At 61.9% G+C, this 15145-nt stretch carries 15 protein-coding genes; 2 read left to right on the forward strand and 13 right to left on the reverse strand.

Going from position 1 to position 15145, the window contains the following annotated elements; translation table 11 throughout:
* Window positions 1-16: 16 nt before the first annotated feature.
* The 5 genes from VOM14_RS13600 to VOM14_RS13620 all read right to left on the reverse strand — a co-directional run bounded on the left by VOM14_RS13600 (window position 17) and on the right by VOM14_RS13620 (window position 4843).
* Complete coding sequence (locus VOM14_RS13600; RefSeq protein ID WP_327629240.1) at window positions 17-1039, reverse strand: type IV toxin-antitoxin system AbiEi family antitoxin; 1023 nt, start codon at window positions 1037-1039, stop codon at window positions 17-19.
* Window positions 1040-1258: 219 nt separating this feature from the next.
* A complete protein-coding gene (locus tag VOM14_RS13605; protein WP_327629241.1) occupies window positions 1259-1729 on the reverse strand; it encodes a TrbG/VirB9 family P-type conjugative transfer protein in 471 nt (156 codons plus the stop codon).
* Window positions 1726-3057, reverse strand: a complete 1332-nt coding sequence (locus VOM14_RS13610; RefSeq protein ID WP_327629242.1) for a TrbI/VirB10 family protein — start codon at window positions 3055-3057, stop codon at window positions 1726-1728. Before VOM14_RS13610 ends, VOM14_RS13605 begins: the two co-directional genes overlap by 4 nt.
* Window positions 3058-3059: 2 nt before the next feature.
* A complete protein-coding gene (locus VOM14_RS13615) occupies window positions 3060-4091 on the reverse strand; it encodes a TrbG/VirB9 family P-type conjugative transfer protein (protein ID WP_327629243.1) in 1032 nt (343 codons plus the stop codon).
* A complete protein-coding gene (locus tag VOM14_RS13620; protein ID WP_327629244.1) occupies window positions 4088-4843 on the reverse strand; it encodes a VirB8/TrbF family protein in 756 nt (251 codons plus the stop codon). Before VOM14_RS13620 ends, VOM14_RS13615 begins: the two co-directional genes overlap by 4 nt.
* 27 nt (window positions 4844-4870) lie before the next feature.
* On the opposite strand from VOM14_RS13620, the gene VOM14_RS13625 reads away from it, so the two are divergent.
* On the forward strand, window positions 4871-5185 hold the full coding sequence (locus tag VOM14_RS13625) for a hypothetical protein (RefSeq protein WP_327629245.1): 315 nt from the start codon (window positions 4871-4873) through the stop codon (window positions 5183-5185).
* Between the two features lie 2 nt (window positions 5186-5187).
* Here the strand turns inward: VOM14_RS13625 and VOM14_RS13630 are convergent, their stop codons facing one another.
* The 8 genes from VOM14_RS13630 to VOM14_RS13665 all read right to left on the reverse strand — a co-directional run bounded on the left by VOM14_RS13630 (window position 5188) and on the right by VOM14_RS13665 (window position 12366).
* A complete protein-coding gene (locus tag VOM14_RS13630) occupies window positions 5188-6216 on the reverse strand; it encodes a type IV secretion system protein (RefSeq protein ID WP_327629246.1) in 1029 nt (342 codons plus the stop codon).
* 18 nt (window positions 6217-6234) lie between these two features.
* Window positions 6235-6519 carry a hypothetical protein gene (locus VOM14_RS13635; protein ID WP_327629247.1) on the reverse strand — a complete coding sequence of 95 codons (285 nt, stop codon included), beginning with the start codon at window positions 6517-6519 and terminating at the stop codon, window positions 6235-6237.
* A 15-nt stretch (window positions 6520-6534) separates the two neighbouring features.
* A complete protein-coding gene (locus tag VOM14_RS13640) occupies window positions 6535-7251 on the reverse strand; it encodes a conjugal transfer protein TrbJ (RefSeq protein WP_327629248.1) in 717 nt (238 codons plus the stop codon).
* Window positions 7252-7330: 79 nt separating this feature from the next.
* Complete coding sequence (locus tag VOM14_RS13645) at window positions 7331-10015, reverse strand: VirB4 family type IV secretion system protein (protein WP_327629249.1); 2685 nt, start codon at window positions 10013-10015, stop codon at window positions 7331-7333.
* Complete coding sequence (locus tag VOM14_RS13650; RefSeq protein WP_327629250.1) at window positions 10009-10365, reverse strand: VirB3 family type IV secretion system protein; 357 nt, start codon at window positions 10363-10365, stop codon at window positions 10009-10011. Before VOM14_RS13650 ends, VOM14_RS13645 begins: the two co-directional genes overlap by 7 nt.
* A 21-nt stretch (window positions 10366-10386) precedes the next feature.
* A complete protein-coding gene (locus tag VOM14_RS13655) occupies window positions 10387-10740 on the reverse strand; it encodes a hypothetical protein (RefSeq protein WP_327629519.1) in 354 nt (117 codons plus the stop codon).
* Window positions 10741-10801: 61 nt separating this feature from the next.
* Complete coding sequence (locus VOM14_RS13660; protein ID WP_327629251.1) at window positions 10802-11851, reverse strand: CpaF family protein; 1050 nt, start codon at window positions 11849-11851, stop codon at window positions 10802-10804.
* Complete coding sequence (locus tag VOM14_RS13665; protein ID WP_327629252.1) at window positions 11848-12366, reverse strand: lytic transglycosylase domain-containing protein; 519 nt, start codon at window positions 12364-12366, stop codon at window positions 11848-11850. The genes VOM14_RS13660 and VOM14_RS13665 overlap by 4 nt, the downstream gene beginning before the upstream one ends.
* Window positions 12367-12987: 621 nt before the next feature.
* Here VOM14_RS13665 and mobH point away from each other — a divergent pair.
* Window positions 12988-15129 carry a MobH family relaxase gene (gene mobH, locus VOM14_RS13670; RefSeq protein ID WP_327629253.1) on the forward strand — a complete coding sequence of 714 codons (2142 nt, stop codon included), beginning with the start codon at window positions 12988-12990 and terminating at the stop codon, window positions 15127-15129.
* The last annotated feature ends 16 nt before the right edge of the window (window positions 15130-15145 follow it).

Consider the following 15145-nt stretch of genomic DNA (forward strand, 5'->3'; position numbering starts at 1 on the left):
GCGATGGGGACGGGCATCAAGCGGGGAGATATTGTTCACGCAGTAGCCGGGAGGTTTCGAGATTTCGAGAATCACCGCTCGCGACGAGATCGGCGTAGACGAGCAGGGGCGGTACAACGTTCGGGGGACAATCCCGCAGCGCTGCAAACGTGATCGGAGACTTCAGGAATTCGACGTTTCCGCTGCTATCCGGCCTCAGTTGGGCCTTGGCGATCCATTCGCGCGGCACTTCATCCATGCAGTATATGGTGAAGAACGCCGGTTTTAGGTATTCCGTGACGATGGCCGCCGCGGGCTCTCCGCCAAATCGGCACCGGTCGGGCATTTCTGGAACGTAGCGCCACCAGTCGGTCATGTCGGTGCGGAATCGACGCAGCTCGAGTGAGCTGCGCAGGAGCGACGGGTACAGCGTTGTCCATTCATCGATCATCCTGTCCTTGTCGGTGAACTGCAAGCCCGGCTCACCGTGCCGTTCAATGATATCGCGACGTTCCCGCATGGCGCGAATCGCGTTCTGGACTGTTCCGTGACTGACCCCAGCGACCTGTGCGATATCGCGATAGGTCTTTAGCAGCAACGAAGGGTCCGTGAGCAGCGCGAGGGCGACCCGCAGCGTCGACCGGGTCCAGGACGATCTCTGCGCGGGCGTACTGTCGAGGCGCGGCCGGCCAGAGACGAGAATGATATTGTCGCCGAGCATGAGACTGGCATTGCCGGCCAGATCAAGTGCATCGACCTGCATCTCGCGGCACGCATTGATCATGTTCGGCGATAGATAAGATGTGACGAGCAACAGCCTCTCGTCGTTGCGGGGCGCAGCGTGCGCGCGGAATGCGGCGACTGTGCCGTAGCGGTCGATCGTCTGCTTGACGTGCGCCGGACGTTTGAAGCGGCGCGCCCCGACGTGAAATTCCAGGGAAGCGTCTGCTCCTGACCCGGCTGGCGCCTTGCGTGCTTGAACAGGAATGCCGGTCGCCTGGCCAAACGCTGTCGCTGCAGCTTGCACGAGAGAGGGCAGATCGCGATCGGCAGAGGACATGGCGCGTCCATGGTTGACCAGTTATTTTCATTGTACACGTTCCGTGGACAGATAGAAATTATGGACAGATTCAACCATCTGTCCAAAAAAACACGTTGTCCACGTTTCGTGGATAGACGTAATTTTTGGACAGAATTCACCGACGATCCATGAATCTCGCGAGGAATCTAGACTGTTCATGTCTGTCTTGCCGCGTGCGGCTACTGGACCGAGCGGAAGCTATTTTTGCTGCGAACCGGGATTGACGCCAGTGCGAACGCGGTCGATGACCTCGGGTGGGCTGACTGCGCTTTCCTCCGATGGACTGGCTGCCCCGAAGCGTGCCATCCGCGGCGGACCGCCACGCTCGACGCGAACGGCCCGGGCTTGCCCGGCTGCAGAGCGAAACACCAGGGCGCTTTCTATCTGGTTGACAACGATGTAGGGCGGATCGGGATGCCAGCGCAAGAGCATGAGCCCACCTGGCGTGTCGGCGAAAACGGCGGGGACGTGTTTCAGATCGGCGAATTGCAGATAGATGTTCTGTCCGTCATCGAACATCTGGTATGGCTCGACTTCGGCGGAACCGGTCATACGCCAGTCGAAGTCGTAGACCGCTCCGGTCAAGACGGGCGGTTCGGCGCAGGCCGACTGAAGCAGGCAACTCGCGAACAGCACGGGCACGAAAAGCAGGGTGGTCGTATGTTTCATCGATGGCAGCTCCCGTCAGTGACACTGGGCGGCAGCATCATGTCCCGCTGCGTGATGAACGTGATGCGTTGACCCGGGTCCAGCCTGAGCGTCGGCTGGATGTTCATATTGCGCTGGAGGATGGTTTGGGTTGTCTGCGACAGCGATTGCGCTGCGGCCGACGACAGATCCGTTGCCACACCGCCGTTGACGTTGATTGTCGTGCCGCTCGACTGGTTCTGGCTGTGGCCGATCCACGCGGCGACGCCGGCGATCAGGAACGTGGAGCCGAAGATCCTGAAGAAATGATTGTTGACGTCGGCACTGACACCGGCCTCGCCGTCTGGGTCGTTGCCCGGCAGTCCGTCGAGCCGCATCGTCGCATGGCGGAAGATCATTCGGGTGGCGGCCATCAGCATCAGGTCCTGGCCGATCGCGACATTGTTGTTTGTCCGGCCCAGAATGCGCGTCCCCTTCGGGATGAGCTTGCAGCTGCCGTCGATGCTGTCATAGATATCCCGGTCGACCATCGCGCGAAATGTACCGGGCATGTCGCTTTTCGCGCCCTGCAAGATGACCGTGGGAATAGGCGTGCCACCCAGTACCATATACGGCGACCTGATGGGGGTTGGTACCAGTGGTTTTTCCTCATCGGCCTCATCGCCCTGCTGTTTCAGCCAGTTGGCGTTGTGCCGGTCGATGGCGCTGGCGACACTCACCTGCTGTGATGGAGGCGACGCTGTATCAAGCGCGCTATTGGCCGTTCTGCCGGACGCGAGGGCAGGTTCTGGGACGTTTGCGAGATTCCCTGCAAGTTGATCGGGGTCTTGGAAGTTGGATGTCTGTCCCGATGCCCCATGGGTGTCGCGCGCTGTGTCTTCGTACGCGACGAGCGACTGGCTTTGCATCGCTTCGATTTGCCGTTGAAGGGCAAGACGATCGGCATCGCGGCTCGCCGCCGACTGACTCGAAGCGCGATCCTTGGAAGGAAGTGGACCTGCGTCATCGCCGGGTACACCCTTGGGGATACCGTCAAGCGGCGAGCCCCCGAGCGGAGCGCTGGCCGTTTCTCGCCCTGCACGCGCCATCGCGAGATTGCGCTGGTCTTCCAGGCGCTTGCGCAGCGCATCCGGTGACGCCTTGGGCTGCCGGGCCTCTGCATCGAGTTGCTCGCGCGCGCGTCGTTCGGCTGCGGTCTCGTGTGGGTGAGACAGTGCGTGGACGAGGACAATCGCGACCAGTGCGGAGCTCAGCGCGACCAGCAGCATTTTTGCGAGATCGCGCCGCACGCGGGTCAGGCGCTCGGGATTGGGCGTGAGCGGAGAGCCGCTGTTTTCCGGAGCGGGCATGTTCAGGGCTTCCCATAGACGTTTTTCACGCGCGCCGAGTCGCAGCCGAACAGCCCGCAACCTTTGCCCCGGCCATTGAAGATCCGAACTTCCTCCTTGCCACGCTTGAGCAGCAGACCGTACGGAACGGTTTGCTGGACCTCGTAGAAGTCGTCGCCGAGGGGAATGAAGCTCGCAATTTCCGCTTCGCCTTTTTCATCCATGAGCAGAATGGCCGGCAGTTCAGCCTGATGCGGAAGCTGAAGGTAAGTGAACCGTCCGTCGTCGAACACGATCACGGGGGAGAACGGCGCATTCCCTTTGACGCGGTAGTCGAAGTTCGCGTGATCGAGCGAAATGTGAGGACCATCTGATTTCGCGATACCCGAGTGCGTTTTTTGGGCGGCCGCCGCGCTGTCCGAACCTCCGGCAGCGTTGCTCTCGGGCACGTTCTTGGGGTATTCGATGCCGAACGGAGAGACCTTTTCTGCTGTTTCATGCGCGTCGGCATCGAGGTAGTGCCACGAGACACGGTGATAGACCTTTCCACCGTCCGATGAGCGCAGCTCAAGCTCGTAGCGCCGGCGGGACGTGATGATGGTGGCAGCATTCTCGAGTCCGGGCAGACGTGCTTCGATGAATACGTCCCGCTTCGTCAGAGCGGTATGTTCGAGCCAGCGCTTTCCAGTATCGGACAGATAGACGCCGACGACTTCTTCATCCGGCGCGAACTCGAGATGCGTTTCCTGACTGGTTCGCACGAGCACCGGGTACGAGTAGTCCGGATCATAGTCGTACACGACGAGCGACGCGTCATCGGGCGCAGGGTAGGGACCATTGATCGCTGCCTGCAGCGATGGTTGTCTCCGGTGCCGCGCCGCCGAAGGGGCTGGACGTGACGTCGCCTTGTCTGATCGCTCCTGTGCCGGGGACGGCAGGGCCTGCGGCATCGGCGAGGACGCTACCGGGGCCGACGATGCTGTTTGCCCGTGGGCGGCCACGATGCCGCCACAAAGCAGCGTCGCGACGAATGTGACAGAGGCAATGAACTTCATTGCGTGACTCCCGGATTGACGCCGAGGTAGGGCGTGAGACTGAAATGGGTGATGCGCAGGCCGATCGGGTTGTCCTTCTCTTCGCCGGGTTTCAGGGTCTCGGGTGCCAGTAGGAAGCTGATCGTGAGCAGCATCTGTTTCGGTCGCGACGGCTTGCCGTTTACGCTCTCGACCAGTGTGAAGATGAGGTACGCGACCTGACCGTCGGGCGAAAATGAAGTCGAGTTCTCGACAAACTCGCGGGTGAGCCCGGGCGTCTGCACAACGCGTTGCGCGACGGGATCGGTCACCGTGATATAGGTTTCGAGTTCCCGCGTCGCGGCGCCCGACGTCCAGCCGAACGCGGCCGGTATCTGCCGGGCGAGCGTGTCCTGGCTGTCGGCCTCAATCGTGAACACCCGCGAGGCCCATTTCACCAAGAAATAGCGTTTGTTCGCCGCAGTCGCCGAATACGTTTCGGCGTAATGGTCCGAGACCCAGACTGCGCCCGTCTTCTCATCATGTTCGACGAAATAGGGGCGTGATCCACTATGCGAACTCTGCACGATCAGTGCTGCGCATTCACCGGCGGCAATGAGCGCGAAGGCGGCGGCCACCTTGATCGCGAGGCGCTTTTCCCAGACGGGCCGCTGGAAGGCTGCGAACCATGCGGCCACAGCTTCTCCCGTGTTCGGCGGCGCTGAGAGATCTGTGCCGGCAACGGAGGCCGCGACGGCGCGTGGTGGAAGCGATGGTGGTGTACGTTCGTCCATCGTTCATGCCTCCGCGCAGTTCCGCGCGTGCGGTGCTACACTGAAACCCAGTTCACCTGCTGCAAGGGTGCAGCCATGGCCAGACTCAAAATCATCCTGCTGTATTTCGTGCTGCCGCTTTTCCTGTTTGCGGCGTTCGTCCTGTACCAGGTCGGCGCGCAGCATTTCGACGTTGCTATGCTGCTGGCGGGCGCAGTTGTGTTTCTCGCGTGGGCGATGCTTAGTCGCACGCCCCGAGAGAGGAAGCAGTCTCGGGAGGCGGACGAGCAACATCTCGCAGATGCCGACGCGTCTTGGAACGCGTACTACAGCAGTCATCAAAACGAAAGCAGACATCACTGATCTCACTTCAACACATTGGGCGTCAACTTGTTCCCAATGACGCCCTTGCCAAAGCCCCGCAAACCACCACCAGCGCCGCCCGAGACGAGCGATTTGGCGATGTCCGGTACCTGCCACATCATGAAAGCTCCCACACCGCAGACGAGCGCGAGCGCCAGCATCGCGAGGTAGTTCGTCGCGTAATAGGCGTCGCTGTTTGTGCCGCTTTGCGTCGCCGTCTGCTGCACGAGCCCCTGAATACCGGGCAGCACGCCGCTATAGACGATCGCCATCATCAACCACGCCACGACCTTAAAGAGGCCGGCCGAAATCGTGAAGCGTAGCCATCCATCGAAGAGGAATTCGCCGGCAGGCAGCAAGTACCACGGGATGAGGACCGGTCCCAGACAAAACGCAATGTCGAGCAGAAATGATCCGAACTGCACGACCACAATGAAGATCAATGTCATCAGCGTGATCGCGATGATCGCGAGTGCCTTCGCAAGAAAGGCGAGCAGAATGAGCGGCAGGTTTTTGATGAGCGTCCAGATAGAGCTCAGGCCCGCCGAGTTCGAGCCCGCATCACTCGCCGCGCCGCATTCTTGATGCTCGGTGTTCGGAATCACGACACCTTCGGGGGTGACGTCGGGCACTTCTTCGCAGACCTGCGCTGCTTCGGTACGCACGCCCTGCATGATGGTCGATGCGGCATTGACAAGCGCACGCAGCAGGTCGCCCGGATTGCCGTCACTGCCGGACACGCGTGAGGCCATCGTCTGCATGTTGTCGACGAAATAGCTGTGAACCGTGCTGCTCCATGCGGTGAGCAACACCAGGATGACCGCGCACTTGATCAGGTGGCGGAACAGGTTCGAAAAGAAGCCGGGGAAGTCGCCCTCGAGCAGCCACAGGAACACGTGCCAGGTGGCCATGACGAGACCTAATGCAGCGAGCAGATCAAGGCCATCGGAGAGGAACAGCGTCTGCAGGCTCATGCCTTTCGCCTGCATCGTCGCGAATAGCGTGTTGAGCACCGAGATGACGTCGTTCATGGCGCGGCTTCCTAGTGCTCACCGCAGAGCGCCTGCAAGGCGCGCCATTGCCAGCAGCGCAGCGAGCGGTAGGGCGAGCCAGCCGGCCGCGAACACATGGGGGCTGTCGAGTTGCACGACCAGCAATCCGGTGAGCAGCGACAGCCGGATGTTGCGCGTAATCCGTCGGTCAAAGCGCCACGTTTCGTTGTGCTCGTCATCGATGCCCCGGCCGCGCCTGCGATACGCACGGATGCCTTTGAGCACGACGCGCAGTTCGGCAGATGTCATGCAGAGGGAGCGGATCAGCCAGCGCAGCAACATGGTCGGCTCCCGGAGTTACTGATCCTGCAGCAGGTTGAAGTCAGGTGCCCCCTGAGTCTTCTGCTGCTCCTGCTGATTGATTTGGCCCATCGCTGCGGCACGCGCGGCGGCGAGTTGCGCGGCATTACCCTGGGCCTGCGCTTGGGCGACGCGGTCCTGCATCTGTTGCGCGACCTGACGCTGCATGAGCGCATGCAAATCCACCATTTCGCCGGCCAGTACGTTCGATTGCTGGTTCAGCATCTGCAGGCCCTGCACTGTCCCGGTGACATTGGGAATCTGCGACTGGATCTGTTGGAGGTTCTGCGCGCGCCCGGCGAGCGTATCGAGGTTCTGCATGTCCTGCGCTAGCTGCTGCTGATAGATTCCACCGCGCGTCGAGGCAAGCGACGTGTAGGCCGACAGCCACTGCGCGGGTGACATGCCGGTTGTGTTCATCTCGGACAGACTGCGTCCGAAGAGGCCACTCGTGGCGTTTGCCGCCTGCTGCAACTGCGTGATCGCCGTGGACAACGACTGGAAGTTCGAAATCTGCGTGCGATACGGGGCGATCGTCTGGTCGATGAGTGAGGTCGGTACCTGCTTCAGGTTCTGCACCATCGTCACGTACTGCTGCAGGCGCGTGATCTGCGCCTGGACGTTCTGCTCCACCATCTGCGCCTGCTGGGCCACGGAGGAGACAAGCTCCGCGTGGTTCAGAAGTTGTGTGATCTCCGTGGCACCGCCTGTCATGCCACCGCCAGCCCGGGCCGTGCTGATGGACAAAAGTAGGCCGACAAAGAGCGAAGCGCGAGCGCGCCAGAGGGGGGTATCACGCATGATCGACCTCACGATCGACTGTAGGAATTGGATTCCCGCGCGCCTGTGTTGTTGCTTCCTCGATGTACCGCTCCTTCCAGTCCGGAAGACCCGAATGTAGATGCCGATCGAACATGATCTGCGCGCTCATTTCCGAGCGTAGGATTGCGATCGTGCGGGGATCGAGGGGCACCGAGATGCGGCGCGACGCGCCACCCTGCTCGGCGATGAAATAGTCGCGTTTTGCAACGAGCTTCTGGATCGTGCGAATCTGACCGTCGGACAGTCCAAAATCCCGCTGATAAGCGGTCTTTGCGGAAGGTGTAAAGTTCTCGACGGGCACGAAAACACGCACGAGCACGTTGTCGCGGATCTGCGGCCAGATCGCCGAGGACGACACCTGTTCGGGCGACTGTGCATCCATCCACACGCAGCCGAGCTTCTTGCGCATCGTGACGATCCAGTTGCCGATCTGCCTCGCGAACGATTCATCGTCGAGCAGATTCCAAATCTCGGGAAGCATGACGACCGTCGGGCCGATGACACCGTTCGTGCGGCGTTGCTCGAGCGAATCCTGTATGCGGTAGGTGACGTACGACAGGAACGGCCGTGCGATCACCGGATTCGCGAGAATCCGGTCGGTCGCCATCGAGAGCCAGCGCGCGTCATCGAAGCTGTCCACGACGTTGTCGAAGTAGTGCGCATGCACGGCATGCCCGACCCACAGAGCGAGCTCGTCTGCGAGCGGCCCAGCCGGCAGTGACGCGTGAACCGTGCGCAGCCGCCACAGTCGCCGGTCGCCGCGGCTACGCGTGGCGGCGAGTGCCGTTTGCAGCTCGCGTCGATCAGCAGCAGTGACGCGGTAGGTGCCGCGCTGCTGCACGAGCAGCACGATCCATTCGACCAGGAATTCGAGATGGCGTCGGTCGGCGAGGAGCATTAGCGGATTGATTCGGGCCAGCTCGTCGGGGTGGACGGCGCTCGCCTCGCTGTCGAACTGCATGTAACGGCCGCCCTGGAGGATCGTCGGGATGCGCATCGACAGGTCCTTGTCGAAGCCGTACAGCCACGCGTTCGGATACTTGCGAAAGAGTGTCGCGCACAGCAGCATGAAGATCGTCTTGCCAAAGCCCGTGCGACCGCATACCAGCATGTGCCCGACGTCACCGAGAAAGCCGGTGAACCAGTAGGGTGTGCCGAACTCCGTCGGAAAGGCCGCAAGAGCGGGGCAGCGCGCGCCTGTTTCCTTCGTGAGATGTGCGTTGACGCGATGGCCATCGGACACGCCACGAAGCGGCAGCAGGCGTGCCAGGGCTTCGGTATCGATGAAGGACCAGCGCGCGCATTCGCGCCACATGCCCGGGATCGTGGTCGCGAACGCCGAGAGGGCGTGCAGCGTTTCGCGTACCGGCGTGAACTGAGCCGCGCGCAGCGCTTCCTCGACCGCCTTGTGCGTGGCCACGGCCTGCGTCCAGGCCGCCTCAGCGGTGTGTCCGTCGTCGAACGGGCCGGTTTCGAATACGGGCGAGTACGACAGTACGGACAGGTTGTAGTACCCATACAGTTCTTCGGCCATCTCGACCTTGCCGGCCCGGCGGTTGGCTTCGTCGGCGGCGGCCGAGCGCGCCTGGTTCTGACGTGCACCCGTCAGATCGCCGCCGCGCAGTGTGGCAGCGAGGAGCGATCGCGTATCGAGCCGACGTCCCTCGTGATAGCGGCGCACGCCGTCGATAAAGCGCATCGCAGCAGACGGCGACGTGAGCCGGAAGCAATGGCTGATGGTCACTTCGCCGGGAAGCTTGAGAAGGCCGTCGAGACTGGTCGGTAGGACGCTATCCGGCCAGAAGTCACGACGGGCCGGAATGCCCGCAGCGATCCCGAACCGTTGCCGACCTCCAGCATAGAAGTGCAGGTAGTCATTACCAGGGCGCACTTCCGTATCGCACATTGCGACGTCGAGTGCAGGAATGTCCGGCACGGAGACCGCCTGCAGATGATCGCTGGCGGGCGAGCCGCAGGCGTGCATGAAGGCGCCCAGCCGGTCGCCGGACAGCCGTTGACAGTCCAATCGAGGATTGCTGGCCACGAAGCCAAACAGTATGTGTTCGAAGGCTTCGACAACGGCGGTAAGTTCCGACGCGGTGTACGCGAACAGATACTGGTCGGAGAACGTGCCGCGCACGGCCTGTAGCAGCGAGTCGACGATGGAAAGCCCGTCGTGTGTCATTCCGTGCGTGAGCTTGCCGGCGAAGCGGTCGATGCCGACTTCCGGTGCGAGCGTGAACGTCAGAAAATGACGATTCAAATAATTCGCGCTCTGCTCGAATGTTTCTCGCCGTGCGTCGTCCACTTGCTGCGAAATCGGGTCTGGCATTGGTGCGCTGAGATACTGCGCAGTGCGGCGGCGATGAACCGTCCACCACATCGTGATCGGGCGCCGAGCCATGTCGCGCAGTGACGTGAGGAAGTTGTCCATCAGTTCAAGGATGTGGCTGGTCGACAGCGCGTCCGCGTCAGGCCCGGTGAAGCCATATGTCGCCATCAGCGCCGAATCCTTGTTAACGATGAGCGAATCGCTGAAACGGAAGAGCCATGGCACCACTTCAGCGGTCGAGCGGCGATCGCCATCCGTGCGCTGCGCGACGCGCGTGAGCGATTCCGCATCGAACGGGGGGCGTGCGAAGGCAGGCGTCAGCATGGCAAACCTCTCGCGAAGCCTTTCGGACGTGCGTTGACCTTCTGGCGGAGCAGCTGGCGCGGTTCGTAGTACTCGCCTTGGCGGCTATATTTCGTGTAGCAACGGATCTGATCCGGATCGCGTCGCACGGCAAGCCACAATACGGGGTGCGTAACCAGCACCGCGAGCAGTACCCATGCGTTTCGCATGCCGGCGGCGAACGTGATGACAATAGCGCACTGCGCGAGGCACCATTTTCGGTCGATACCAAGCAGCAGGAACTGTTCGAGCATGGTCTTGCGAATACGTGCTGCGAGCGGATCGTCAGGTTCGCCAGTTGCATCGAGGCGGTCAGCGTGCTGTGCGCCCATCGTGTGTCTCCGATTCGCTCTTCACAGCGTGCCGGTGCAGGCCGCACCGTGATTGAAGACCTGCGCCCACAGTAGCGGCATGTTCAAAATTGCGAGCGTGCCCAGCACGCCGCGCAGCACGTGGGTCTTGATGTTGCTGCGACCATCATCGAGCAGCCACAGCACGATCGAGCCGACCAGTGCAGACAGCGACACAACTTCCAGCAACTCGTTGTCGAGCACGTCCTGATAGACGGTGCATAGGCCCCCGTTCCAGATTCCCGCATGAGCAAAGATCGGGATCGAGCCAAGCCACAACGCAACGAGGATGGCGCGGATGGGACGGTCGTGCTGGAGCAGCAAACCTTGCCAGGCCGTGCGAAGTGCGCGGCTCATGTTGACGGCAACGGAAATCGTGCGACGCACAGCAATCACGCCCAGGGAGATAGGGGTTGATTCATGCATGAACTGCCTCCTCGACGTCCGCATAGCGGGAAAAAAGACGACGCGTGCTGTAGCGGTCGTGTTCAACGCCGAGCACTTCGCGGATTTCGACGGGACCGCGGACCGCGCCCTGTCGCTCGGCGTGCACGAAGAAGCGGAACGTCGAGGCAATCTTTTGGCGCAGGTCTGTCATCGTCATCAGACGCCCCTCGGCGCTCATGCGAATGAGCGATTCGAGTCGCGCGGGTGCCGTATCAGCCGAATCCGCGTGGAACGAGACGATGGAACCGGGGTGACCCGTGTTCAGCGCTTCCATCAGGTCGAACGCTTCAGCGCCGCGGACTTCACCGACGATGATGCGGTCGGGGCGGATACGCAGCGAGAAGCGAACAAGGTCGCGGACGGTGATGCCGAGGTTGGTTTCCAGTCCCACGTGGTTGGGTGCATGGACCTGAAGCTCGGCCGTATCCTCGATAGTCACGATGCGGTCGCTTGCCGGCATCGCATCGATCATCGCGTTGAGCAGAGTTGTCTTGCCGGACGACGTGCCGCCGGAGAACGCGACGTTAATCCGTTCACGCATGACCCATTGGAAAAACTCCCGCAGGGCAGCGCCGCCGCCGGCTAACCGTTCGAGCAGAGCTGCATTGCGACGGCGTGCGAGGCAGGACCGTACCGCAGGTAGCACGTCGAACGCACCGTTACGTTCATATTCTCCGAGACCTATGCGACGGCGCGCGTGCTTGCGGACCGAGAGCATGTCGCCGTGAACGGCAACTGGATGTCTGGCGGCTGCGAGCCGAAGACCGGGCAGGCGCGCATCGAGCAGCGGTGTTTGTGCCTTTGCATTGACGTTGGCGAGAATCGTGATGGCGCGGTCAAGCGCGTCCGGATCGAGGTCAGCGCCAGCAACATATGAAACAGCTCCGTTGCGTTCGACGAAGACGGTGTCGGCACGGTTGACCATGATCTCCTGGACGTCAGGATCGGCCAGCATGGGTTGCAGTGGACCAAGGTAATCGTTCAGTACCTCAATCGCGTATTCGTACGTGAGCCGGCTCATTGCCCATTTCCCCATCCGATGGGTTCGAAGAGTCGGGCAACGAAGCTCGAATGAGAAGTACCGGCAGCCATGGCTTGCTGGTGCTGGACCACGGCTTCCGGCGCGGCGTGCAGTTGCCGGTAAATGCGACGTGCATAGGCAATGCGCTTTTGACGTGTGCCGGCGTTGTAGGCACCGATAGCATCCCACGTGAGTCCGAGGCGACGGATGTCCTGCGACAGGATCCACGCGCCGACATAGGCATTGGTGCAGCCGTCTTGGAGGTCTGCACGAGAGACGCCGAAGCGGGAGAGCGTCGAGAGCCACCGGCTGTTGATCTGCATGAGCCCGATGTCGGTGGTGCCGTCGTCATTCAGATGGACGACGCCGGCGCGCTGTCCTGATTCAACGGCGGCGATTGCGCGGATCAGTCGGACATTGACGTGATGAAACCGTGCCGCATCGTCAAGGCAATCGGCGCGGCTCGTCGTTGCAATGAGCAATGCATACAAAGGTATCAGCGGGACACGTTTCACCTCGACCTCGTTCCGGTTGGCGCTGCCATCAGGAAAAGGGACCTGCCGGGGAGCGGGGTGCAGCCCGACAGGTCAACAGCGCGCGTCAGCCTTGGGGGGAAGGACTGACGGCTTCACTTTAGGCAGGCCCGGTACATGTATGGCCGGAATGCCTGCATCGAAGCGAGGTGACTCACGCCGCTATTTTTGAGTGGACCAATGGACGGAGCTGACAGCACCAGTGCCGTCCAGTATTGGACAAAGGCATCCAGTGAAAGCTGAAAAGGCAAGGGGAACAAAGGTTGTTGTAAAGGGAAGGGCCCAATCCAAAGGCCGCGGGTGATGCTGGAATGAGTCGCATCACCCGCTCAAAGGCGCAAATGGCTAAGGGCAAAAAAGGGTTTTGCAGCAACCGAGAAAAAGGCCACGGGCCTAGCCGACAAGGCCGGGAAAGTGTCGGTGGGCGGCTCGAGATAGCAGCCCACTGTCGACAGCATGACTGCGACGGGCTGCACGTTTTCGTGCAGACATTTGCGGGGAGCGCGGCGGGCAATGCGTACCGTTGACACAGGGCGCCCAGTTGGGTTGCTCGCCTCATAACCGAGGCCAGTCCCGATCTCCCGTTCTGCCGGAAACACCTACATGGCTTTAGCCAATGCCCTTAACTGGTTGAAGGTGCCGCGATCGTCGATGGCGCGGGCGACGCCGCCGGTGCCGCCAACTATACCGCCCGCGTCACCTGTCAAGCGCAGCGTGCCGCCTTCGCCGCAGTATCTGCCGGTACTGGGGTACCGCGAGCTGATTCAGCGAACCGGCGTCGAGGGGATGGTCCGTCGTATCGGCGGCAGTCTCGGGCTGTCGCCCGACAGCGACCAGCGCGACCTCGAACCGTTGCTGCATCGACTCGCGGAATTCGTGCAGCTTCTGCCCGCGTCCGAGTCGCATCATCACGCGCAACCGGGCGGCCTGCTGATCCACCTGCTGGAGGTGGCGCGCTATGCGCTGCATTTCCGTGAGGGGTACCGGCTGCCGCTCGGGGCGAGTCCGGAAGACCAGATGCAGCATGGTCCGCGGTGCAGTTATGCGGTCCTGGTCGGGGCGTTGCTGCACGACATCGGCAAGCCGCTTGCGGATCTGCGGGTCGAACTGGCCGCCGGGCATGGCGTCCGTTCCTGGGTGCCGATGGCCGGTAGCATGAACGAGCAGGGTGGCGAATGGTATTGCGTCGATTTTCCAGAGCCCGGCGAGCGCGATTACGGTGCCCATTCGCGTCTCGCCATCGTGCTGCTGCAGCGTCTCGTGCCACCGGCGTCGTTGAGTTGGTTGGCCCAGTATCCCCCCGTGCTGCAGGAACTGGCTGCGTATCTGTCTGGTGACGCTACCGTCAAAGACAACTCGCTCGCGAAGATCGTGGGTGACGCGGATCGGCGCTCGGTCGCGGAAAACCTGCTTGCAGGTCCACGCACGCGCTTTACGACGGCGCGAGCGGTACCTCTGATCGAGCGCTTGATGGAAGGGCTGCGACGGCTTCTGGCTGAGGGTGGTGTGCCGCTCAACCGCGCCGGTGCGACCGGCTATTGCGACGGTGAGTCGCTGTGGTGCGTGGCGAAAACGCTGGCGGAGGCTGTCCGCACTTATCTCGCTTCCTATGAGGAGCAACGGAGCGGCACGGCGGGCATCCCTTCGGACAACAACCGTCTCTTCGACACGTGGCAGGAATATGGGGCGCTTGTGACTACGCCGGATGGCGGTGCCATCTGGACCATCGCAGTGGTGATTGGCGTCTGGAAGCAAACATTCACGGTTCTGCGTTTTCCGCTCGATCGGCTCTACGCGGAATCCGCTCGCTATCCGCGTGCGCTTCCGGCCGGCTCTATTCAGATCATCGAATTGAGTGATGAGCCGAAACGGACGGCTGAATCAGCCGATCTTGCTGATGGCGGCGTAACGACCCCGCCCATAGAGGCTGCGCAGCAAGCGTCATCGCCAGTCGCGGACCCGATGACGACATCGGTCGAGCAGTGCATCGACGTGCCAGACGCAACGGCGTCAACTGTGCGTGAAGACTCAGATCGGCGCGATCGTCGTACAGCGGACGATGGCCCTCCCGGGTGGCAGGAGACGGCCGCTTCTGATGCCGATGCCCCGTCCGACAACGAGGAGGAACTGGCGTATCTGCCCGACACGGAAAGCGCCATCGCGCTGAGCGACGAAGTCGTTGTCCGCGACGAAAGAAGAGGCCCTGCGCCCATACCGGATCTGGTGAGTGCCCCGGTCCGCCCTCGCGAGAAGGCGCGGGCGCCGACGCGATCCATTGCCGCCCGCGCGGGTGCCCGGCAGCCGCGGCCCAATGCCGAACGGTTTATGGCGTGGGTGCAGGAAAGTATCGCCACCGGCGCGCTGCCCTACAACGAATCGATGGCTCGCGTGCACTTTGTTCCGGAGGGGATGCTGCTTGTGACGCCCGCGATCTTCCGAGACTTCGCGCAGGCGCATCCCGACGCGATAGATCAGACGCCGACTGGAGACGGGCGGGCCCCTGAGCTGTGGAAGCAGATTCAGCGCGATTTTCAGAAATCCGGCTATCCCGTGACAGCAGATGTCGGTGGCGCCCGGTCCTATCTGCTTCATTACAACATCAAGGGGGCCGGCGGTCGGCAGTTATCCGTGATGCTCGTTCCCGAACCTGAGCGGTTCTTCAATCCGGTGCCGCCAGCAAACGCAATGATCCAGTCGAAACAGAAGCCCGTCGAGCCGGAAGACAGCGATTCGGCGCAAGCCTGAACGGGCACCGGAGCGG

This window comes from Paraburkholderia sp. MPAMCS5, from assembly GCF_036016995.1.
Classification (GTDB): Bacteria; Pseudomonadota; Gammaproteobacteria; order Burkholderiales; family Burkholderiaceae; genus Paraburkholderia.